Genomic DNA, 19,947 nt, shown 5'->3' on the forward strand with positions numbered 1-19,947 from the left:
TCCCAGCTACGGCCGGAAGGAGGCACCGGATGAGCGTCATAGTCCTGAACGCGTCGTACGAACCGCTGCACACCGTCTCGATCCAGCACGCCATCCGGATGCTGGTGCGGGAGGTCGCAGTGGTGGAAGAGTCGCACGGAGAGCGAACTATCGGCCCATTCCCGGTCCCTCGCGTCCTGCGCCTGGTCCGGTACGTCGTCACCCACTGGCGCTACGCAGCCGGCCGGATGAAGTACAGCAAGCACGGTGTATTGCGCCGGGACAAGTTCCGTTGCGCGTACTGCGGTCTCGAGAACGCCGACACCATGGACCATGTCCAACCCAGATCCAGGGGCGGCCGCACCGAGTGGCTGAACGCCGTGGCTGCCCATGCCTCCTGCAACGAGCGGAAAGGCAACCGCACCCCTGCCGAGGCCAACATGCCGCTCCTCTGGCAACCCTGGGTACCAACCCGCGCAGAGCTCGTCATAGACAGATGACGAGCCTTTTTTATGCTCTCTGCCCGGTCGATCGAGATCACGACCGTCGCTGACCGTCCCGACCTCGCCCACTCCGATATCGATGTGGGCGACTGGCCGGCCTTCATGCGCCACAACCGGGTCTCCGAGGCGTACTTCGCGCAGACGGTCGAGGTCTTCCCCAGCACCTGTCTGATCGCCACCGCGGACGGCAAGCCCATCGCAGAGGCCCACGCTGTGCAGCTCCGCCGATCAGGCCGCCCCGAATTCCCGTCCGGCGGTTGGGAGCAGGCGGTCGTGTGGGCATTCGCCGACGCTCGCCGTGGTGTCGCGCCCGACACCGCCTGTGCGCTCAACATCAGCGTCGCGCAGGACCATCAGGGCCAGGGCATCGCCGCGTTGATGCTTGCGGCCCTCCGTCAGGCGGCCGCAGGCACCGGGCTAGACGTCCTGGATGCCCCGGTGCGCCCCACGGAGAAGCACCACGAGCCTCAGACCTCCACGCACGAGTACGTCGCTCGTACGCGCGCTGACGGCCTGCCCGACGATCCGTGGTTGCGCACGCATGTCCGCGCCGGCGGGCAGATTGCCGGCGTCGCACCCGCGTCGTGGGTGATCGCGGGGTCGCTGGCCGAGTGGCGTTCGTGGACCGGGCTTGCGTTCGATCGCAGCGGTCCGGTCGAGGTCGCCGGCGGACTCGTGCCGGTGGACTGCGATGTCGCCGCCGATCGGGCCGTTTACGTCGAGCCGAACGTATGGGTTCGGCACAAGTTCTCCACAGCTTGAAAATCGTCGGTCCGGGCGGGGGGCGATCGCGGCAAGTTCTAGGGCATGAATCCTCAACTTGCTGTGATGGCGTCGATCCGCGGTGGCGTGTTCACCCGGGCCGACGCACGTGCCTGTGGTTACCCCGACGCTGACATCGACTCTCTGCTGGACACCGGCTGCTGGCGCCGGATCCGGCGCGGGACCTATGCCGCCCATCGGTCGCTCATGCTCGTCACCGACGAGGTCCTGCACCTACGCAGGGTGTACGCCGTCCTCCGCGCCGCCGGGCCCAACGTCTACGCGAGCCACCAGTCCGCCGCGGCCCTGCATGCCTTACCTGTTTGGGGTCTCGACCTGACCCGCGTCCACGTGACCGCCCCCGACGGGCGATCCGGCCGACTACGCGGCGTCCATCGCCACATCCGCGATCCGGTCGGCCCCGGCCTCCAACTGTGGAACGGCCTGCGCATGTCCTCGCCCGCCCGCGCGATCGCCGAAGTGGCCGCGACCGCGCCACCGGCGTCCGCGGTCGTGCTGGCCGACGCCGCCCTGTTCACGGGCCTCGTCAGTATGCGCGCGTTGAAACGCGCGGTCGGCCTGCTCGACCACGGCAACAGGCGAGCGCTCGCAGTCCTGGACCACCTGACCGGCGCGGCCTCGATCGCCGAGTCCCGCCTCAGGCTGATCCTCGCGAATGCCGGCCTGCCGACACCGAGCCCGACACCACCACCAGAAGCCGACGACCCGGACCTTCCAGCGGAAGGACTCTGGTTCCCCGACGAACGCACCGTCGTCGAGTTCGAGCCGCGTTTCCCCTTCTGGTGCGAGGAATTCGAGCCCTCCCCGGAAGAACCTCTCCCCGAACCAGCAGCGGCCGATCCCGACGGCCCGCAGCCCGTCGAACACTGCTGGATCTCCTGGACAGATCTCGACGACCCACCGACCGTGGCCGACCGCATCCGCACCACGTTCACCCGAGCAGCCCGCCGCACCGGCATCCGCCACTTCGATCTAGCCCGAGCCCGGATGTGACAGAAGGGCTCACCGCCGCGTGCGATTCACGCGGCAGTGAGCCCTTCGAAGACCCCCAGAGGAGGACCCCAGATGATGTCAGGCGTTCAGCGACGTGCCCGTCGAGCGGAGGCTCTCGCAAGCCTCGCCGACGCGGTTCGCCATACCTTCTTCGCCCGCCTTGCCCCAGGCGCGCGGGTCGTAGGCCTTCTTGTTGCCGACCTCGCCGTCCACCTTCAGCACGCCGTCGTAGTTCGCGAACATGTGCCCCGCCACCGGCCGGCTGAACGCGTACTGCGTGTCGGTGTCGACGTTCATCTTGATGACGCCGTGGTCGACCGCGGCCCGGATCTCCTCCAGCGTCGAGCCGGAGCCGCCGTGGAACACCAGGTCGAACGGACGCTCCTTGCCGACCTTGGCGCCGACCGCGTCCTGGATCTCGGCCAGGATCTCCGGCCGCAGCTTCACCGCGCCCGGCTTGTAGACGCCGTGCACGTTGCCGAAGGTCAGCGCGGTCAGGTAGCGACCGTTCTCACCGGTGCCGAGCGCCTCGACCGTGGCCAGGCCGTCCTCGACGGTGGTGTAGAGCTTCTCGTTGATCTCGTTCGCGACGCCGTCCTCCTCGCCACCGACGACGCCGACCTCGATCTCCAGGACGATCTTCGCCGCGGCCGTCTTGGCCAGCAGCTCCTTGGCGATCTCCAGGTTCTCGGTCAGCGGCACCGCGGAGCCGTCCCACATGTGCGACTGGAACAGCGGGTTCTCGCCGCGCGCGACCCGCTCGGCGGAGATCTCCAGCAGCGGCCGGACGAAGCCCTCGAGCTTGTCCTTCGGGCAGTGGTCGGTGTGCAGCGCGATGTTCACCGGGTAGTTCTTGGCGACCTCGTGCGCGTAGGCGGCCAGCGCGACCGCACCGGACACCATGTTCTTCACGGTCGGACCCGACAGGTACTCCGCACCGCCGGTGGAGACCTGGATGATGCCGTCCGAGCCCGCCTCGGCGAATCCGCGGATCGCGGCGTTCAGCGTCTGCGAGGAGCTGACATTGATGGCCGGGTAGGCGAAGCGGTTCTGCTTGGCCTTGTCCAGCATCTGGGCGTAGACCTCAGGGGTTGCAATAGGCATGTCTCGCGGTACTCCTCACAACACAGTTCTTGTGGGTTCGGCTCCAGTATTGCCGCCGGGCACTTCGTCGTGTCCGGCGGCCCGCCTGCCGAGCCGGCCCGGTGGCCGGGGAGCGATCGGCAGGGATGCAGACCAGTTGATGAACAGGACCGATCCAGTTCGTTGCGTCCGGATGTCCTCCAGGTACAGAGGCCGCTCCGGGGACGGTCAGGCGGACCCGGTTCGCGGGCCGCGGGGGGTCAGGGCCATGTGCAGCCGGTAGCGGTCGGCGCGGTAGGCCGACCACGACAGTTCGACGACCTTGCGGCCGGCGAAGGTGGTGCGCTCGAGGACCAGCAGGGGTGCCCGCCTGGCCACGCCGAGGACCCGGGCGACATGACCGTCGGCGTTGTCCGCCCGGACGGTCTGCTCACCGGAGGTGACGACGACGTCGTACTCACTCGCGAAGACGTCGTACAGAGTGCCGAGCTCGCGGCCGAGCAGGCCGGGAAAGAGCGCGGACGGGTAGTAGCCGACCTCGTAGGCCATCGGCGACGCGTCGGCCGTGCGGAGCCGCTCGACCCGGATCACCTTGGTGCCCTTGGCGACCCGCAGGCCCTTGGCGGTCTCGTCGGAGGCCTCGATCTCGCTGGCCGACAGCACCACGGTCCCCGGCTCGAGGCCCCGCGCCCGCATCTCCCGGGAGAACGAGGTGAGGTGCAGCTGGGAGTCGACCTGGGGACCGGTGACGAATGTCCCCTTACCGTGCACCCGCTCCAGGGCGCCGGACTCGACCAGGTCGCTGATCGCCTGCCGGACGGTCACCCGGGAGACGTTGAGCTTGTCCACCAGGGCGCGCTCGGAGGGGATCGGGTCGCCGGGATGCAGCTCGACGTCGATCAGCCGTTCCAGCACCGATCGGACCTGGGCCCGCTTGGTCGCCACCATGGAATCTCGATCCTCCAGACCTGGGCGGATCTCGGGGGTGCCCCGGGACGCCGCTCACTGCTATCGTGCGCAGCATACCTGTTAAGACCAGATAGGACCAGTGATCCCAGTGGTGTCTGTCCCCGGCCCGGAAACCCAGATGGCGCGCGAGATCGCCGAGCAGCCGGCCGCGCTCGCGGCGACGTTCGAGCATGTGCTGCCGCTGCGGCACGACATCACCCGGCTGGCCGCCGGACGGCGGAACGTGATCTTCGTGGCCCGCGGATCGTCGGACAACGCCGGGGTCTACGGCCGGTACCTGACCGAGATCCACGCCGGCCGGCAGGCGTCCCTGGCCGCTCCGTCGGTGGCCACGCTGTACGGCGCCAACCTCGACCTGTCGAACTCGCTGGTCGTCGCAGTCAGCCAGTCGGGCGCGACCCAGGAGATCGTCGACACGGCCGAGTGGGCCAAGCGGAACGGCGCCGCGATCGTCGGCATCACGAACGACGGCAACAGCCCGCTGGCGTCGACGGCCGACGTCGCGCTGATCACCCAGGCAGGCAAGGAGCTCGCCGTACCGGCGACCAAGACTTACACCACCCAGCTCGCCGCAATCACGGTTGCCGTCGACGCGCTTGCGCAGCGGCCGGGGACGCTCGACGCGGACATCGCGCGAGTGCCGGACGCGGCGGCCAAGATGCTGTCCGGGTCGGTCGAGGCGGCCGCGGACCTGCTCGCCGGCGCGCACGACGTTCTCGCCAGCGGTCGCGGCCTGACCTTCGGCACCACCCTCGAGGTCGCACTGAAGCTCGAGGAGACCTGCCTCCAGCCGGTCCGCGGGCTCTCGTACGCCGACCTGAAGCACGGGCCGATCGCCGTCGTCGACGCCGACCTGGTCACGATCCTGGTCGCCGCGGCCGATGGCCCGGCGCTTCCGGGCATGACCGAACTGGCCGGCCTCGTTCGCGAGAAGGGCAGCAAGATCCTGGGCATCGGCGGCGATCCCACGTTCGCCTCCCGCTGCGACGTGAACCTCCCCGGCCCCGACCTCCCCGAGACGCTCGCACCGCTGGCCCTCGTCATCCCCGCCCAGCGAGCCATCGAGCTCCTCGCTCGGAAGCTTGGCCTCGATCCCGACGCCCCGCGAGGCCTCCGCAAGGTCACTCAGACGGACTGAAAGCTGTGCCACTGCTCGTCGATCCGGCCCTGCCCGAGGGGACTCTGCGAGGCACAACGCAGCCGCGTCTGACCGGTGACGGATTCGTCCTGCGGCCATGGCAGCAGGACGACGCCGCCGCTGTGCTGACCGCGTTCGGCTGTCCCGACATCCAGCGTTGGCACGTCCGGCGGCTCGACACACTCCAGGAAGCTGGTGAGTGGGCCGGGCAGTGGGACGACCGCTGGGAGTCCGAGACAGCAGCGAGCTGGGCGGTCGTCGATGGCAACGATGAGCCCCTCGGCCAGGTCGGCCTGCGCAACATCTCCTTGGCCGAGGGGTCAGCCAGCCTGTCGTACTGGGTGACCCCCGCGGCCCGGGGCCGGTCCATCGCCGCGAGATCGGTCGAGGCCTTGTCCGCGTGGGCATTCGAGCTGCTGGGATTCAACAGGCTCAACATCCAGCACTCCACCGCCAACACCCTGTCCTGCCGAGTGGCGGAGCGCACCGGGTACCGGCACGAGGGCACGTTGCGGCAGGCGATCAAGCACGCCGACGGCTGGCACGACTGGCACCTCCACGGCCGCCTGCGTACCGACGCATAGCCTCGTCCAACAAAGTGCTCACTCGGTGAGCACTTTGACTGGAATGGTGGTGGTCATCAACCGGGAAGTTCCCAGGAAAGGACCACCACGATGTTGCGAGGATTCGCCACCGTCAGCTTCTACGCCGCGGATGTGAAGGCGGCACGCGCCTGGTACGAGGAGTTGCTCGGCATCGAGGCGTACTACGCCGTGCCGAGTGCCGAGGACCCGGCGTACGTCGAGTTCCGCTTCGGCGACTTCCAGTGCGAGCTGGGGATCATCGACGCGAAGTACGCGACCCACCAGGTCGCGTCGGGCCCCGCCGGCGCCGTCATCCATTGGCACGTCGACAACCTGGAAGCCGAGCTCCAGCACCTCCTCGACCACGGCGCCACCCTCCAGGAGCCGATCACCGAGCGCGGCAACAACACCGGCTTCCGCACCGCGTCCGTCGTCGACCCGTTCGGCAACCTCATCGGCATCATGAACAACCCGCACTACCTACAGATCCTCGAAGGCTTGAAGGCTCAGAGCGTCTAGAAGTTCCCGCGGTGGGTCAGGGCGGTGGTGATCTGGGCTGCCGCTTCCTGGAGGTGCGGGAGGGCCTCGGTGCGCAGTGAGGTAGGGGTCGAGCGGGAGGCGTGGGCGGAGACGTTGAGGGCGGCGATGACGCGACCGCGCGAGTTGTGGATGGGGGCGGCGATCGAGCGGAGGCCCTGCTCGAGCTCCTGATCGACCAGTGCGTAGCCGTCGGCGCGGGCCTGGACGATCGTCGCCCGCAGGTCGCCGGCGGAGGTGACGGTGCGGTTGGTGAGCGCTTCGGCCCGCAGTGAATCGAGGTACGTCGTGAGCTCGTCGTCCGGCAGGCCCGAGAGCAGGACGCGGCCCATCGAGGTCGGGTACGCCGGGAGCCGGGCGCCGACGCCGAGGGCGACCGTCATGATCCGGCTCGTCGGCACGCGGGCGACGTACACGATGTCCGGGAGGTCGAGGGTCGCGATCGAGCAGGACTCGCGGGTCTTGGCGCTCAGCTCCTCCATGAACGGGCCGGCGAGTTCGCCGAGGTCCAGCGAGGACAGGTAGGCCCAGCCCAGGGCGAGTACGCGCGGGGTGAGCGAGAAGCGCCGGTGGTCGCTGCGCACGTATCCCAACTCCTCCAGGGTGAGCAGGATCCGCCGGGCGGTCGCGGGCGTGATCCCGACCGCTCGCGCCACCTCGCTCAACGTCAGGGAGGGAGCGTCCGCGGAGAATGCGCGGATCACCGCGAGCCCTCGCTCCAGGCCTTGCAGGAACGTGCCTGTAGACGCGTCACTCGCCATCGGCTAGCCTACTTTTCGTTGAAAGAAGAACTATTCGCTGAGCGAAATCCTATCGGAGCTGCCGATGCCGCGTCCAGCTGATCCCGGATTCGTGCACACGTTCCTGCCCGGGCGGGTGGTGTTCGGGGCGGGCACGCTCGATCGGGTCGCCGACGAGGTCGCAAACCTCGAGGTACGACGAGTGCTGGTTATGGCGACGAACTCCGCTCGGGACGCGGCCGACGTGGTCGAGGTCCAGCTGGGCGATCGATTCGCGGGACGGATCGACGGTGTGGCGCAGCACGTGCCGACCGCGGTCGCGGAGCACGCTCGCGCCAAGGCGCGCGAGGTCGACGCCGACGGGATCATCGCGATCGGCGGCGGTTCAGCGATCGGGCTCGCAAAGGCAGTCGCACTCACAAGTGCCGACGGGCTGGCGATCGTTGCGGTGCCGACGACATACGCGGGGTCCGAGATGACGCCGGTGTGGGGAGAGACGGCTGGCGGGAGCAAGACGACCGGGACGGATCTGAGGGTGCTGCCGCGGGTCGTGGTCTATGACCCGGTGTTGAGTCTGCACTTGCCGAAGAAGGTCACCGCGGCGAGCGTGGCCAACGCGATCGCGCATTGCGTCGAGGCTGTCTGGACACCGAAGGCGGATCCGATCACCGAGGTCACCGCCGTCGAAGGGGTACGCGCGTTGGCTGCCGGCCTCAACAAAGTGGTGACCGACCCCACCGATTTAGATGCCCGCAGCAACCTTCTGTACGGCGCATGCTTGGCCGGGTCGGCGTTGGCGACAGCTGGGACAGGACTGCACCACAAGCTGTGCCACCTGCTCGGAGGTACCTACAATCTCCCGCACGCGGAGACGCATGCGGCGGTCCTACCGCAGGTTGTCCGCGTCAACGCGCCCGCGGTGCCGCAAGCAGCAGCACAGCTACACGCCGCACTGGGCGGGGTCGACTCAAACGCAGCAGACGCCAGCACACCTGATCTGGCCGGCGGGTTGTTCGACCTGTTCGCGGCAGCCGGTGTGCCCACGAGTTTGCGGGAGCTCGGGCTGACCGAGGAGCAGGCGGTCGAAGCAGTGAAGACGTTCAAGCCCACCGACAACCCGATTCCCGTGACCGAGGACCTGGTGCGCGAGATCCTCACCCGCGCCTGGGCCGGCACGCGACCTTGACGAACGAGGAGACCGGATGGATCTGCAAGGCGACGACCTGACCGAGGCCGTGGTGGCCAGCTTCGACGGCAGCGCGAGCGACCGCTACAAGACGGTGATGAGCGCCCTCGTGCGCCACCTGCACGCGTTCGCGCGGGAGGTGGACCTGACCGAGGACGAGTACTTCACCGCGATCGACTTCCTCACCCGGACCGGCCAGATCTCCACCGGTACGCGGCAGGAGTTCGTACTGCTGGCCGACGTATTCGGACTGTCGATGCTCACCGTCGGGCTCGGCAACCGCAAGCCGCCGGAAGCGACCCAGTCCACTGTGTTCGGCCCGTTCTTCGTCGAAGGATCGCCGGAGGCACAGCTCGGCGACGACATCGCGAACGGCGCCCCCGGACAGCCCTGCCTGGTGAGCGGCAAGGTCCTGAACACCAAGGGCGAGCCGATCGCCGGCGCACTCGTCGAGACCTGGCAGGCCGACGAGGACGGGTTCTACGACGTCCAGAAGGATCTCGACGGACCGCAGAACCGGGCGCATCTGACAACCGACGCTGAAGGCAACTACCGGTTCTGGGCGGTGAAGCCGGTCGCCTATCCGATCCCGGATGACGGCCCGGTCGGCGAGCTGCTCCGCGCCGGCGGTCGTGGTCCGATGCGACCGGCGCACATCCATTTCATGGTCACCGCACCGGGATACGCACGCCTCATCACCCATGTCTTCGCGGCCGGGGACGAGTACCTGGACACGGACGCGGTCTTTGGAGTCAAACAATCCCTGATCGCCGATTTCACCGAACATCAGGACGACGGCAAGACCTACTACTCCGTCGAGTACGACCTGGTGCTCGCGACCACCGAGGAGACGCAAGCGTGATCACGACAGACGTTCTCATCGTCGGCAGCGGCCCCGCCGGCGGCGCCGCCTCCCTCTTCCTGTCCACGTACGGCGTCGACAACATCGTCCTGACCCGCTACGGCTGGACCGCGAACACACCCCGCGCACACATCACCAACCAGCGCACGATCGAACTCATGCGCGACATGGGGATCGAGGACCAGATCCTCGACAACGGCACCGCCCATGACCTGATGGGGCAGACGGCGTTCTGCACCAGCCTGGCGGGCGAGGAGATCGGCCGGATCCGCACCTGGGGCACGCATCCACGCCGGCTCGCCGACTACACCGAAGCGAGCCCCTGCCTCCCGTGCGATCTCCCGCAGACCCTGTTCGAGCCCATCCTCGTCAGTACCGCGGCCAGCCGCGGCGCTCAGCTCCGCTTCAACACGGAGTACCTCTCGTTGGAGCAGGACGACGACGGCGTCACCGCGACTGTGCGGGACCGGCTGAGCGACACGACGTACCAGATCCGCGCCAAGTACCTGATCGGTGCGGACGGCGGGCGCAGCAAGGTTGCCCAGGACATCGAACTGCCGATGGCCGGTGCGATGGACATCGAGGGTTCGATGAACATCGTCTTCGAGGCCGACCTGAGCCGGTACGTCGCCCATCGCCCGAGCGTCCTGTACTGGGTCCTCCAGCCGGGCGCGCAGATCGGCGGAATCGGCGCCGGCCTGGTCCGCATGGTCCGCCCGTGGAACGAATGGCTGATCGTCTGGGGCTACGACATCAATCAGCCCGCGCCGGTGGTCGACGAGGCGATGGCGACCGAGATCGTGCACAACCTGGTCGGCGACGACACCATCGACGTGAAGCTGAAGGGTACGTCGGTCTGGAGCGTCAACCACATGTACGCCGAGAAGGCCTCCAAGGGCCGCGTCTTCTGTATGGGCGACGCGATCCACCGGCATCCGCCGAGCAACGGGCTCGGCTCGAACACGTCGATCCAGGACGCGTACAACCTCGCCTGGAAGCTCGCCCTTGTACTGAAGGGACAGGCCGCGCCCGAGCTCCTGCAGACGTACGACGACGAGCGAACGCCGATCGCGAAGCAGATCGTTGACCGCGCCAACAAGAGTCGCAATCAGTTCGGGCAGATCTTCCGCGCGCTCGGGATGACTCCGGACGCGCCGGCCGGACGGACGATCGAGTCCCGCAAGGACGACACCCCGGAGGGCGCCGCCCAGCGCGAGGAGTTGCGGAAGGCGATCGAGCTGAAGGACTACGAGTTCAACGCGCACGGTGTCGAGCTCGGGCAGCGTTACAGCTCATCCGCCGTGATCGCGGACGGTACGCCGGAACCGGCGTACGAGCGGGATCACGAGCTGTACTACCACCCGACGACCTGGCCCGGCGCCCGGATCCCGCACTGCTGGCTGACCCGTGGGACCGACACCGTCAGCACGCTGGACGTGGTCGGCAAGGGCCGGTTCACGCTGCTCACCGGCATCGGTGGCGATGCGTGGGTGAAGGCGGCGCAGTCGGTGTCCGAGCAGCTCGGCGTGCCGATCGAACCGTACGTGATCGGGCCTGGTCGCGAGCTGGACGACCTGTACGGCGACTGGGCGCGGGTGCGCGAGATCCCGGACGACGGGTGTCTGCTCGTTCGTCCGGACGCGCACATCGCCTACCGTTCGTTCGAACAGCCCGACGACCCGACGGATGTGCTGAAGCAGGCGGTCAGCACCTTGCTAGGCCGCTGACGACGCGTCCGCCTCACGGAGGATCTGGTCGAGGATCGCCGAGATCTCCGCGGTCTCGGCGTCCAGCAGGGTGATCAGCGCGACCCTCGAGGTCTCCGAGCGCGCTTCCAGAGCGGCCGCGCTCAACGCGCGCACGGTGCCCAGCTCGTGTATCAGTTCGTCCCACAGAGCGTTCATCAACAAACCCCCATGATTCCCGTCGCAAACCCAGTACGACATGCTTGATGCACGCCGAGCCCCCCGAGTTGGGGCTGACTTTGTGTCGAGAAGGCCTCACTTCTGTCACCCGGTACAACGCGGCACCCCGGCCGCACGTTACGGATGTGTCAAGAATTTCCAGCTGTGCGGCGGGACGACGACCGCGTCGTCGATCGGGAACTGCGCGTCGGAGTCCGAGACGTTGAGCAGGAGCAGCACCGATTCGTCGCCGTTGCGGGCGCGTAGCGCGATCGTCTGGTTGGTCACGTGCTCGACGGTCGTCCGGGCGCGCGTGAGCCACGAGTGGCGTCGCCGCAGGCCGATCAGCTCCTGGTGGAGGCGGTACGTCGGCCAGCCGTCCGGTGCCAGCCCGTCGGGCGTGTCCGGGAACGGCGGACGGATCGCGTCGTCGCCGCCGGCGCGATCCTCCTTCAGACCGCGGAACGCCTGCTCGTCACCGGAGTAGATGCTCGGTACGCCGCCGACCGCGAACAGGATCGCCAGCGCATGACCGAGATGCCGCTCGTCCTCGAGGCGAGTCGCAATGCGCGTCACGTCGTGATTCCCCACGAAGGTTTGCGGGACGAAGGTGTCGAGCAGCGCGTTGTGCCGACCCAGCGCGTACGACAGCTCGAAGAAGTTGCGGTCGTTGAGGGAGCTCCAGATCGCCTTCCACAGTTCGTACTGCGTGACCGAGTCGAGGCCGCTCTTCTCGACGTACCCGGCGTAGTCGCCGTGGATCACCTCGCCGAAGTACCACGCGTCGCGGTCGCGTGGCAGCACGTTGCGCCAGAACTCGGGCGGGACGGCGTACGCCGCGTCGAGGCGCCAGGCGTTCACGCCGCGGTCCAGCCAGTGGCGGAGCACGTCACCGACGTACTGCGCGACGGCCGGGTTGCTGTGGTCGAGGGCAACCAGGTGCTCGTGGCCCTCGAAGGTAGCGCCGTCGCCGCGGAACCACTCGGGATGGACGAACGTGCGAGCCACGTGGTTGAAGACGCCATCGAGGGCGATCCGCAGACCGCGGTCGTGCGCCTTCGCGACCAAGCGGTCGAAGTCGGCGTCGTCGCCCAGGCGAAGGTCGATGCGGAAGTGATCGACGGTGTCGTAGCCGTGTGTCTCGGACGCAAAGATGGGACCGAGCAGGATTCCGTTGCACCCCAGCTCGATCGCGTAGTCGAGCCAGTTCTCCAGATGGGCCAGGCCCGTGGGGCGGTTGGCAGTGAAGCCGAGGGGGTAGATCTGCCACCAGATCGCGTGGTCAGCCCACATGTCTTCTCCTCAACAGCAGCGTAGGAACGATCGCGATCAGGCAGCCGATCACGGTGTCGACGAGCCGGTACCCGACGGTGGACAACTCCGGCGTACGGCCGAGGTCCATCAGCAGAACCACCAGCGGGGTGATGACGGTGGCGTAGGCAGCGTAGTTGCGTTCCTTCAGCAACGGCCGCAGTCCGGCGAGGATGCTGACGACCGCCACGATCGCCCACGACGGCGGCACCCAGAGGATCAGCAAGCCGCCGATCAGTACGCCGGCGCAGGTGCCGGCGCAGCGTTGCGTTGCCCGAAGCAACGATCCGCCGCGGCGCCGGACGACGATCACCACGGCGAGCGCGATCCAGTACCCCTTCTCCTGATGCCACAGCGCACCGATCACCTCCGCAACAGCAAGCGCGGGCACCAACTGCACGGCGTACCGCCAACCCTCGAACTGCCGAAGCCTGGTCCGCCACCGCCGCCACAACTGCCGGTACGTCGGCCGCGCGGCCTCAGGCTCCGCGGAAGCGAAAGACGCCGCGGCCAACCCCAGCACGATCGCCCACGCGACCCCGACCGCGAACCATCGAGCCACCTCCCACGGATCCGCCGCACCCAGCCCGGTCGCCATCACGAGAAACGTGACGAACCGCGTCGTCGCATCGGCCATCCACCGGCTGAACCCGCCCACCACGGCGGCCACCGCTGCGAGCAGCACAACCCCCGCCGCGCCGCTCCACCCAAGCCCACCCAACCAGGCCCCCGCCAACGCAGCCCCACTGACAACAACCCCCAGGGCAGTTTGCGCACGGTCCAACCTGCGAAGGTGCGGCATGGCCAGGGCACCGAGGGCTGCGAAGGAGGCGTGGGTCAGGTGGTCGGTCGTGACGCCGTACGTGATGGGAGCGGCCATGGCGAGGGTCGCGGTGACCAACTGGGCCGGGACGACAGGCGTATCCCGGGACCAGTGCATGAGATGGACGCTCATAGTAAGATGAGCTTAGCATTCTCAAGCGCGAGCGACTAAAGGACAGTAAGTGGAAGCGTATGATACGGCGATTGCGCTCAGGCGGACCAGCACTCGGCTGGCCTTGCGGCTGCGCGCTGAGCGGACGGGTGACGGCCTGGGAAGTACGGGCGTCGCTGTTCTGGGACAGCTGCACCGGCGGGGAGCACTGACGGCGAGCGAGATCGCGGCGGCCGAGCGGGTGCAGCCGCAGTCGTTGACGCGGGTGCTGGCGAGTCTCGAGGAGCAGGGGCTGATCGCGCGCGAACAGGACCCCCACGACCGCCGCCGGCACACGATCGAGCTCAGCGACCGCGGGCGTCAACTGCTCGAAGAACACATGAAGAGCTCCGATGACTGGCTGGCCGAAGCCATCGAAACCCGGCTCAACCCGACCGAGCGCGCCGTACTCCAGCTGGCCGCGGGGATCCTGGATCAGCTGCTCGACGCCTGACCGAAGGTGTGGCGGCGGATCCACGCGTGCATGGCGATTGCGGCGGCGGCGCTGGCGTTGATGCTGCGGGTCGAGCCGAACTGTGCGATCGAGAGGACGGCTGTGCAGATCGCATGGGCGTCCTCGGTCAGCCCAGGACCCTCCTGACCGAAGAGCAGAATGCATCCACGCGGTAGGTCGTAGGTCTCCAACGGGACCGAGCCGGGCAGGTTGTCGATGCCGATGACCGGCAGCTCGCGTTCAGCGGCGTACGACGCCAGGTCGGCGAGCGCCGGCTGATGGCGGACATGCTGGTACCGATCGGTGACCATCGCGCCGCGCCGGTTCCACTTCCGGTGGCCGACAATATGGACCTCCGCCGCGAGGAACGCGTTTGCCGTCCGGACCACCGAGCCGATGTTCAGATCATGCTGCCAGTTCTCGATCGCGACGTGGAACGGGTTCCGCTGCTTGTCCAGGTCCTCGACGATCGCAGCGAGCTTCCAGTACCGGTACTTGTCCACGACGTTGCGCCGATCGCCGTCGGCGAGCAGCTCCGGGTCCAGCCGCGGGTCGTCCGGCCAGTCACCCACCCACGGACCGACGCCGACCTCACTCGGCCCGACCATGTCCGCACCCCGGAGGTCGCTGCTCAGCTCATGCACAGGTCGGGACGCTACCCTGTCCGCGTGCTTCCTATTGTCGCGATGCTGATGCCGAACTGGATGGACCCGGAGTACCTCCTGCAGTGGATGGGTAACTGGGCCCTCTGGGGCACGCTGATTGTGGTGTTCATCGAGTGCGGGGTGTTGTTCCCGATCCTGCCCGGTGACTCGCTGCTGTTCGCCGTCGGCCTGTTCATCGCGCGCGGCACCATCGACGTCCCGCTCTGGCTGGCCTGCGTGCTGCTGACCGTCGCCGCGTTCCTCGGCAACGTGTCCGGCTACTACATCGGCCGATTCCTCGGTACGTCACTGTTCAAGAACCCGAATGCCCGGATCCTGAAACCGAAGTACATCGAGCAGACGCACGACTTCTTCGAGCGGTACGGCCCGCGGGCGCTGGTGATGGCCCGCTTCGTGCCGATCGTCCGGACGTTCGTCACCATCGTCGCGGGCGCCGGGAAGATGGACGCGCGCAAGTTCTTCCTCTGGACGGCGGTCGGAGCGGTGCTCTGGGCGCCGACGATCACACTGCTCGGCCACGCGCTCGGCAACGTCGAGTTCATCCACAAGAACCTCGAGGCCGCGCTGATCCTGCTGGTGCTCGTGTCGCTGATCCCGATGGTCGTCGAGTACTTCCTCGCCAAGCGCCGCAACCGCAACAAGTCAGGCGGCGCAGGCGGATCCGGCGCGGCGAAGCACGCTGCGCCGAAGCACGCCGTTCCCAACGACTGAAGGTCAGTGGCCGAACGGGAAATGCGGGTCGGACCACACGCAGTCGGTGCTGAGCTGCGACAGCTCCGCGATCTCGACCGGACCGGTCAGGAGTGGGCCGACCACCTGACCGGAACCGAGTGAACAAGCCACCCGGATCCGGTCTGCCGCCTGGTACCAGACCAGCGCCCCCCGTGGCGCCGCCCCTTCACGGAGCAGGTCGTGGTGGTTCAGCCAACCAACCGCATCGGCCGCGTCGTGCCAGCCGCTGTCGTGCGCATAGCCGAACGCCATCCGCTGGAACTTCAGCGGCCAGTCCTGCCAGGCCGCCGAACCGACGCGTTCCAGCTGCCAGTTCAGCGCCGCCTCACTGTCCCGCGGGTTCGCCACCCGCGGAACGATCCGGCGCTCCACGGCAACCTCCCCCCAGGCCATAGGTCCTCCCCGATCCCCCGTCCTCGGCCGGTATGCCGTGGCATACCGGAAATACTGGCGGCCCCGGATACAGCCGCCGTACATTGCTTCTCAGCCGGCTGCGACGCCCGCTTCGGATCCGGCCAGCAGCCGGCGGCAGTCGGCGGCGGCGGAGTCGTTGCCTGCCTGTTGCCACACGCGCGCGGCGCGTTCGAGGGTACGGCGGGCATGGTCGAGGCTGCCTGTGGACAAGTAGAGCTCGCCGAGGTGCTGCGCCGCCTCGCCCTCCACGCTGCGATCGCCCAGCCGGTGGCCGATGTCCATCGCGTCCAGCAGGGTCTTCCGCGCCGCGGCGACCTCACCGCGCTCCATCAACGCCTGCCCGAGGAGTGCACGGGTGTACGCCGCACAGTGGTCGTCGCCCATGCCGTCGAAGATCGCCAAGGCCTTGCGCAGTTGCCGTACCGCCTCGTCGTGGCGTCCTTGACGCACCCGTAGCGCTGCGATCCGGCGCCGCACCTTGGCCTCGCGGTGCGCGTCGGCCCGGCGTACGGCGATCAGGAATGCCTCGGCGAGGAGGCGCCGGGCGGTGTCCAGATCGCCGCGGACCAGGTACACATTGGCGGCCGCGGTCCGCGCCAGCGCCTCGGCGTTGGCGTTGCCGTCCTCGACGAACGCCTCGATCGCCTTCTCGTACTGCGCGAGGCCCTCGTCGCGCTGACCGCGTTCGCGCAGCCAGGTGCCGAGTCCGACGGCCGCGACACCTTCGCCGAGCCGATCGCCCACCTCGGCGAACGCTTCAGCGGCGGCGTCGAAGTGGCGTCGCGCGGTGTCCCAGTCGTCCTGGTACACGGCGAGCTGGCCGAGGTTGCGGTGCATGATCGCCTCGCCGCGCCGGTCGCCGCACTCGATCGCGCTCAGCAGCCCCTGCTGGTGCGAACCGTTCCAGTCGTCGAATCCGGCCCGCAGATCCAGGTACGGTCCCCAGGCCGCCGCGATCCGCCAGGCGTGGTCGTGCAACCCGTTCTGGGCCGCTGCCCGGATCGCCGGCACGAACGTACTGCGCTCGCTGTCGAACCACGCGATCGCGTCGGTCTCGGTGAACGGCGACGGATCCGGCGCCGTCAACGGCCCGGTGTGCTCGAGGACACCGAAGTACTCGAAGGACAAGGCGTCGTTGGCGCGGCGGATCTTGTTCAGGATCGCCTCGACGACGGTCTCCACGTCCCGGACCGCCTGCGCCTTCTGCTCCTCGTCGCCGACCCCCAGTGCGTGCAGACGCAGCAGATCGTGGACGCGGTAGCGCGCAGTACCGCGGTGGTCGACCGAGCTGATCCGGACCAGGTTGACCTCGATCAGCCGGTCAAGACTCCGTCGTACGGCGGCCGGCGATGCGACGGCCTCCAGCGCACGGGCCGAGAAGACACCGACCGCGAAGTGGCCGATCAGCCGGTACAGCCGGGCCTCCTCCGGGCTGAGCGCGTCGTAGCTCAGGTCCGCACTGGTCCGGACGGCCAGCTCACCGATGCTCAACTCGTCGAGCCGCGACGTCTCGTCCCGCAACCGCCGCGCCAGCTCGCGCGCGCTCAGATCGGGCCGTTGTGCCAGCCGGCTGCCGACGATCCGGATCGCGAGCGGCAGGTTCGCGCACGCGGTCAGGATCTCCTCGGCCTCCGGCGAGGACGCGTCGATCCGTCCGGAGCCGGCGACCGACGACAGCAGTCCTGCGGCCTCGCGGTCGTCGAACGTGTCCAGCGGCATGCTGTCCGCGCCGGCCAGGTCCATCAGCCTGTTGCGACTCGTCACTACTACTGCCGATGCACCAGTACCTGGCATCAGCGGCGTGACCTGACCCGCCGCGGCCGCGTCGTCGAGGATGATCAGCACCCGCCGGCTCGCCAGCTCGGACCGCAGCATCGCGGACCGCCGCTCCGGGTCGGTCGGGATCGCGTAGTCGGGAAGATTCAAGCTGAGCAGCAGATCGGTCAGGGCACCCGCGGGATCGCGTGGATGCGTCGCGCCGTGCATGTCCAGGTAGATCTGCCCGTCCGGGAAGTACTCCCGGACCAGATGGCCGAGCCGAACGGCCAGTGAGGTCTTCCCAGTGCCCGGTGCACCGGAGATGACCGCGATCGGCGGCCGGACCGGGTCACGACCGCAGACCAGGTCCCGCAGCTGCTCCAGATGACCCTGCCTGCCACTGAAGTCGGCCAGGTCGAGCGGGAGCTGGCTGGGTGGCCTCGGCGGGTCGGTCAGCTCCGGGGCGGCCATCGGTCCAGGTAGGGCGGTCGGGCCGGGGCGTTCCGCCGTACGGTCCGCTGGGATGCCCGGGTTCGGCCAGTTGGGCGAGCGGCCGTTCTCGGCGCGGGCGCCGGCCGCTTCGAGCTCCGGACCGGGCTTGATGTCCAGCTCGTCCGCGAGCGTCTGCACCGCCTTCTGGTACGCCGCCCGCGCCTCACCGACCCGTCCGGCCGCGACCAGTGCGTCGACCAGGCGCCGCCAGAGCTGCTCGTCGTACGGGTCGTCGGTGAGACGGGCACTCAGCAGTACGGCGGCACCGCTGGTGTCGCCGTACTCGAGCCGCAGGTCCAGCAGACTGTCGACCAGGCCGCGGTGCTGTGCCTCCAGGCGGGCGATCGAGCCCTCCCACGCGGCCGGCATCGCCAGGTCCTCCAGCGGACGGCCGCGCCAGAGCGAGTACGCGCGGGACAGGGCCTGCATTGCCTGCCGCCCGTCGCCGGCGTCCCGCAGGTGGCCGCCCTCTGCGAGCAGTGACTCGAACAGGCTGGCGTCGAGCTCGTCGACACCCACCTCGATGCTGTAGCCCGCAGCCGAGGTATCGATCGGTGCCGGCAGCCCGGCGTCCTGCAGCACGCCACGCAGCGCGCGGACATAGGTCCGGATGTTCGCGGTCGCGGACCGCGGCGGATTGCTCTCCCAGAGCGCGTCAGCGATCAGATCGGTCGAGACGAACCGGTTCGGGTGCAGCAACAGAGTGGCCAGCAGCTGGCGCGGTTTGGCGGCCTTCAGCGGCTGGCCCTGGACGTGGACGAGCCGCAGAGGTCCGAGGATCCCGTACCTCAGACTGTCCACTCGTCCGACCTCTCCACTCTGGAACCGGCCTATCGTGTCATCCGGTCGCACCTGGCGGAAGCCCGATGTACGCCGGATGTATCTCATTGCGGCACTGTTGACTCAGGTACCGGGGGGAGGGCAGGCCCGGGCGTGGCGACTTGACCGCCGTCACTCCGGGTCTGGCACTGGGAGAGAGTCCGGGGTCGGGGGTCCTGGGCTACGGGGAACCGGTGCCTACTGGCCACCGGTGAATGGCGGCTGACCGTCCTGCGGTGCGGGGGAACCCGCAGGCGGCCCGCCCACCGGTGGCTCTCCCTGGTACTGCCCGGGCTGGCCCTGGTACGGCGGCTGGCCCTGGTACTGACCAGGCTGACCCTGGTACGGCGGCTGACCCGGCTGCTGGTAGCCGCCCGGGATCTGCTGCGGCGGCGCCTGGTAGTTGCCCTGGTCCCCCGGCATCTGCGGGTGGATCTGGCCCGACGACGGCGCGCCCGGCTGCATCTGCGGCGGCGCCTGCTCACCGGCGACCGACCCGATGGTGCCGAACGACACCTGCGGCACCGCGCGGACCTGCTCGTCCTTGACCTCGAAGTATCCGGCCTTCTCGAACTTGAAGCCGCCCGCGATCAGGTTCGACGGAAACGCCTCGATCCGGGTGTTGTAGTCGCCGACGTTCGCGTTGTAGAACCGCCGGCCGGCCGCGATCCGGTCCTCGGTGTCGGTCAGCTCGCGCTGCAGGCCGAGGAAGTTCTGGTTCGACTGCAGCTGCGGGTACTGCTCGACCGAGATCATCATCTGACGCAGCGCGCCGGACAGCTGACCCTCCGCCGCGGCCCGCTGCTCCGGGGTCGCGCCCTGCACGTTCACCGCCTGGGTCCGCAGCCGGGCGACCTCCTCGAACACGTGCCGCTCGTGCGCCGCGTACGCGCGGACGGTCTCGACCAGGTTCGGGATCAGGTCGTACCGGCGGTGCAGCTCGACGTCGATCTGCCGCCAGGACTCCTGGATCAGGTTCCGTTGCTTGACGAACCGGTTGTACGACGTGATCAGCATGATCGCCAGAATGACGATCACCGCGACGATCACGATGATGACCCAAACCAT

21 protein-coding genes are annotated in these 19,947 nt (G+C 68.5%); 11 read left to right on the top strand and 10 right to left on the bottom strand.

The window, feature by feature from the left end; genetic code table 11:
* The first annotated feature begins 29 nt into the window (after window positions 1-29).
* The 3 genes from OHA18_RS12305 to OHA18_RS12315 are packed head-to-tail and all read left to right on the top strand — an operon-like array spanning window position 30 to window position 2,258.
* Complete coding sequence (locus tag OHA18_RS12305; RefSeq protein ID WP_329004176.1) at window positions 30-479, top strand: HNH endonuclease; 450 nt, start codon at window positions 30-32, stop codon at window positions 477-479.
* Window positions 480-491: 12 nt separating this feature from the next.
* On the top strand, window positions 492-1,244 hold the full coding sequence (locus OHA18_RS12310) for a GNAT family N-acetyltransferase (RefSeq protein ID WP_329004177.1): 753 nt from the start codon (window positions 492-494) through the stop codon (window positions 1,242-1,244).
* Between the two features lie 45 nt (window positions 1,245-1,289).
* The gene (locus OHA18_RS12315; RefSeq protein WP_329004178.1) at window positions 1,290-2,258 is read left to right on the top strand and encodes a type IV toxin-antitoxin system AbiEi family antitoxin domain-containing protein; all 969 of its coding nucleotides are present in this window, start codon (window positions 1,290-1,292) and stop codon (window positions 2,256-2,258) included.
* Window positions 2,259-2,336: 78 nt separating this feature from the next.
* On the opposite strand, the gene fbaA is transcribed toward OHA18_RS12315, so the two are convergent.
* Window positions 2,337-3,362 carry a class II fructose-bisphosphate aldolase gene (gene fbaA, locus OHA18_RS12320; protein ID WP_329004179.1) on the bottom strand — a complete coding sequence of 342 codons (1,026 nt, stop codon included), beginning with the start codon at window positions 3,360-3,362 and terminating at the stop codon, window positions 2,337-2,339.
* Between the two features lie 207 nt (window positions 3,363-3,569).
* The gene (locus tag OHA18_RS12325) at window positions 3,570-4,289 is read right to left on the bottom strand and encodes a GntR family transcriptional regulator (RefSeq protein ID WP_130388014.1); all 720 of its coding nucleotides are present in this window, start codon (window positions 4,287-4,289) and stop codon (window positions 3,570-3,572) included.
* A 139-nt stretch (window positions 4,290-4,428) separates the two neighbouring features.
* On the opposite strand from OHA18_RS12325, the gene OHA18_RS12330 reads away from it, so the two are divergent.
* The 3 genes from OHA18_RS12330 (at window position 4,429) to OHA18_RS12340 (ending at window position 6,551) form a co-directional block, all read left to right on the top strand.
* Window positions 4,429-5,448, top strand: a complete 1,020-nt coding sequence (locus tag OHA18_RS12330) for an SIS domain-containing protein (protein WP_329004180.1) — start codon at window positions 4,429-4,431, stop codon at window positions 5,446-5,448.
* A gap of 5 nt (window positions 5,449-5,453) precedes the next feature.
* Window positions 5,454-6,032 carry a GNAT family N-acetyltransferase gene (locus tag OHA18_RS12335; protein WP_329004181.1) on the top strand — a complete coding sequence of 193 codons (579 nt, stop codon included), beginning with the start codon at window positions 5,454-5,456 and terminating at the stop codon, window positions 6,030-6,032.
* A gap of 90 nt (window positions 6,033-6,122) precedes the next feature.
* Window positions 6,123-6,551 carry a VOC family protein gene (locus OHA18_RS12340; RefSeq protein WP_329004182.1) on the top strand — a complete coding sequence of 143 codons (429 nt, stop codon included), beginning with the start codon at window positions 6,123-6,125 and terminating at the stop codon, window positions 6,549-6,551.
* On the opposite strand, the gene OHA18_RS12345 is transcribed toward OHA18_RS12340, so the two are convergent.
* Window positions 6,548-7,330, bottom strand: a complete 783-nt coding sequence (locus OHA18_RS12345; protein ID WP_329004183.1) for an IclR family transcriptional regulator domain-containing protein — start codon at window positions 7,328-7,330, stop codon at window positions 6,548-6,550. The two genes, OHA18_RS12340 and OHA18_RS12345, sit on opposite strands and share 4 nt — an antisense overlap.
* Window positions 7,331-7,394: 64 nt before the next feature.
* Between OHA18_RS12345 and OHA18_RS12350 the strand changes: the two genes are divergently transcribed.
* From OHA18_RS12350 to OHA18_RS12360, 3 genes are read left to right on the top strand one after another with little or no spacing between them, the layout of a single operon-like run.
* A complete protein-coding gene (locus OHA18_RS12350) occupies window positions 7,395-8,495 on the top strand; it encodes a maleylacetate reductase (protein WP_329004184.1) in 1,101 nt (366 codons plus the stop codon).
* A gap of 16 nt (window positions 8,496-8,511) precedes the next feature.
* Window positions 8,512-9,357: an intradiol ring-cleavage dioxygenase gene (locus OHA18_RS12355; protein ID WP_329004185.1), complete on the top strand. Its 846-nt coding sequence runs from the start codon at window positions 8,512-8,514 to the stop codon at window positions 9,355-9,357.
* A complete protein-coding gene (locus OHA18_RS12360; RefSeq protein ID WP_329004186.1) occupies window positions 9,354-11,084 on the top strand; it encodes an FAD-dependent oxidoreductase in 1,731 nt (576 codons plus the stop codon). Before OHA18_RS12355 ends, OHA18_RS12360 begins: the two co-directional genes overlap by 4 nt.
* On the opposite strand, the gene OHA18_RS12365 is transcribed toward OHA18_RS12360, so the two are convergent.
* The 3 genes from OHA18_RS12365 to OHA18_RS12375 form a co-directional block, all read right to left on the bottom strand.
* Window positions 11,073-11,261 (bottom strand): hypothetical protein, encoded by a 189-nt coding sequence (locus OHA18_RS12365; RefSeq protein ID WP_329004187.1) that lies wholly within the window; start codon window positions 11,259-11,261, stop codon window positions 11,073-11,075. The two genes, OHA18_RS12360 and OHA18_RS12365, sit on opposite strands and share 12 nt — an antisense overlap.
* 138 nt (window positions 11,262-11,399) lie before the next feature.
* Entirely contained in the window at window positions 11,400-12,554 is a 1,155-nt protein-coding gene (locus tag OHA18_RS12370; protein ID WP_329004188.1) for an alpha-amylase family protein, read from the bottom strand.
* On the bottom strand, window positions 12,544-13,527 hold the full coding sequence (locus OHA18_RS12375; protein ID WP_329004189.1) for an FUSC family protein: 984 nt from the start codon (window positions 13,525-13,527) through the stop codon (window positions 12,544-12,546). The genes OHA18_RS12370 and OHA18_RS12375 overlap by 11 nt, the downstream gene beginning before the upstream one ends.
* A 49-nt stretch (window positions 13,528-13,576) precedes the next feature.
* On the opposite strand from OHA18_RS12375, the gene OHA18_RS12380 reads away from it, so the two are divergent.
* Window positions 13,577-13,999: a MarR family winged helix-turn-helix transcriptional regulator gene (locus tag OHA18_RS12380; RefSeq protein ID WP_329004190.1), complete on the top strand. Its 423-nt coding sequence runs from the start codon at window positions 13,577-13,579 to the stop codon at window positions 13,997-13,999.
* On the opposite strand, the gene OHA18_RS12385 is transcribed toward OHA18_RS12380, so the two are convergent.
* Window positions 13,981-14,607: a TrmH family RNA methyltransferase gene (locus OHA18_RS12385; protein ID WP_329006093.1), complete on the bottom strand. Its 627-nt coding sequence runs from the start codon at window positions 14,605-14,607 to the stop codon at window positions 13,981-13,983. The genes OHA18_RS12380 and OHA18_RS12385 overlap by 19 nt on opposite strands.
* Before the next feature lie 60 nt (window positions 14,608-14,667).
* Here OHA18_RS12385 and OHA18_RS12390 point away from each other — a divergent pair, with 60 nt between their 5' ends.
* Entirely contained in the window at window positions 14,668-15,375 is a 708-nt protein-coding gene (locus OHA18_RS12390) for a DedA family protein (RefSeq protein WP_329004191.1), read from the top strand.
* Window positions 15,376-15,378: 3 nt separating this feature from the next.
* Here OHA18_RS12390 and OHA18_RS12395 read toward each other — a convergent pair whose 3' ends face one another.
* The 3 genes from OHA18_RS12395 to OHA18_RS12405 all read right to left on the bottom strand — a co-directional run bounded on the left by OHA18_RS12395 (window position 15,379) and on the right by OHA18_RS12405 (window position 19,947).
* Entirely contained in the window at window positions 15,379-15,789 is a 411-nt protein-coding gene (locus OHA18_RS12395; protein ID WP_329004192.1) for a hypothetical protein, read from the bottom strand.
* A 90-nt stretch (window positions 15,790-15,879) separates the two neighbouring features.
* Window positions 15,880-18,861 (bottom strand): AfsR/SARP family transcriptional regulator, encoded by a 2,982-nt coding sequence (locus tag OHA18_RS12400; RefSeq protein WP_329004193.1) that lies wholly within the window; start codon window positions 18,859-18,861, stop codon window positions 15,880-15,882.
* Between the two features lie 216 nt (window positions 18,862-19,077).
* Entirely contained in the window at window positions 19,078-19,947 is an 870-nt protein-coding gene (locus OHA18_RS12405) for a LemA family protein (protein ID WP_329004194.1), read from the bottom strand.

Origin of the sequence: Kribbella sp. NBC_00709, from assembly GCF_036226565.1 — a bacterium.
In the GTDB taxonomy this organism is placed as follows: Bacteria; Actinomycetota; Actinomycetes; order Propionibacteriales; family Kribbellaceae; genus Kribbella.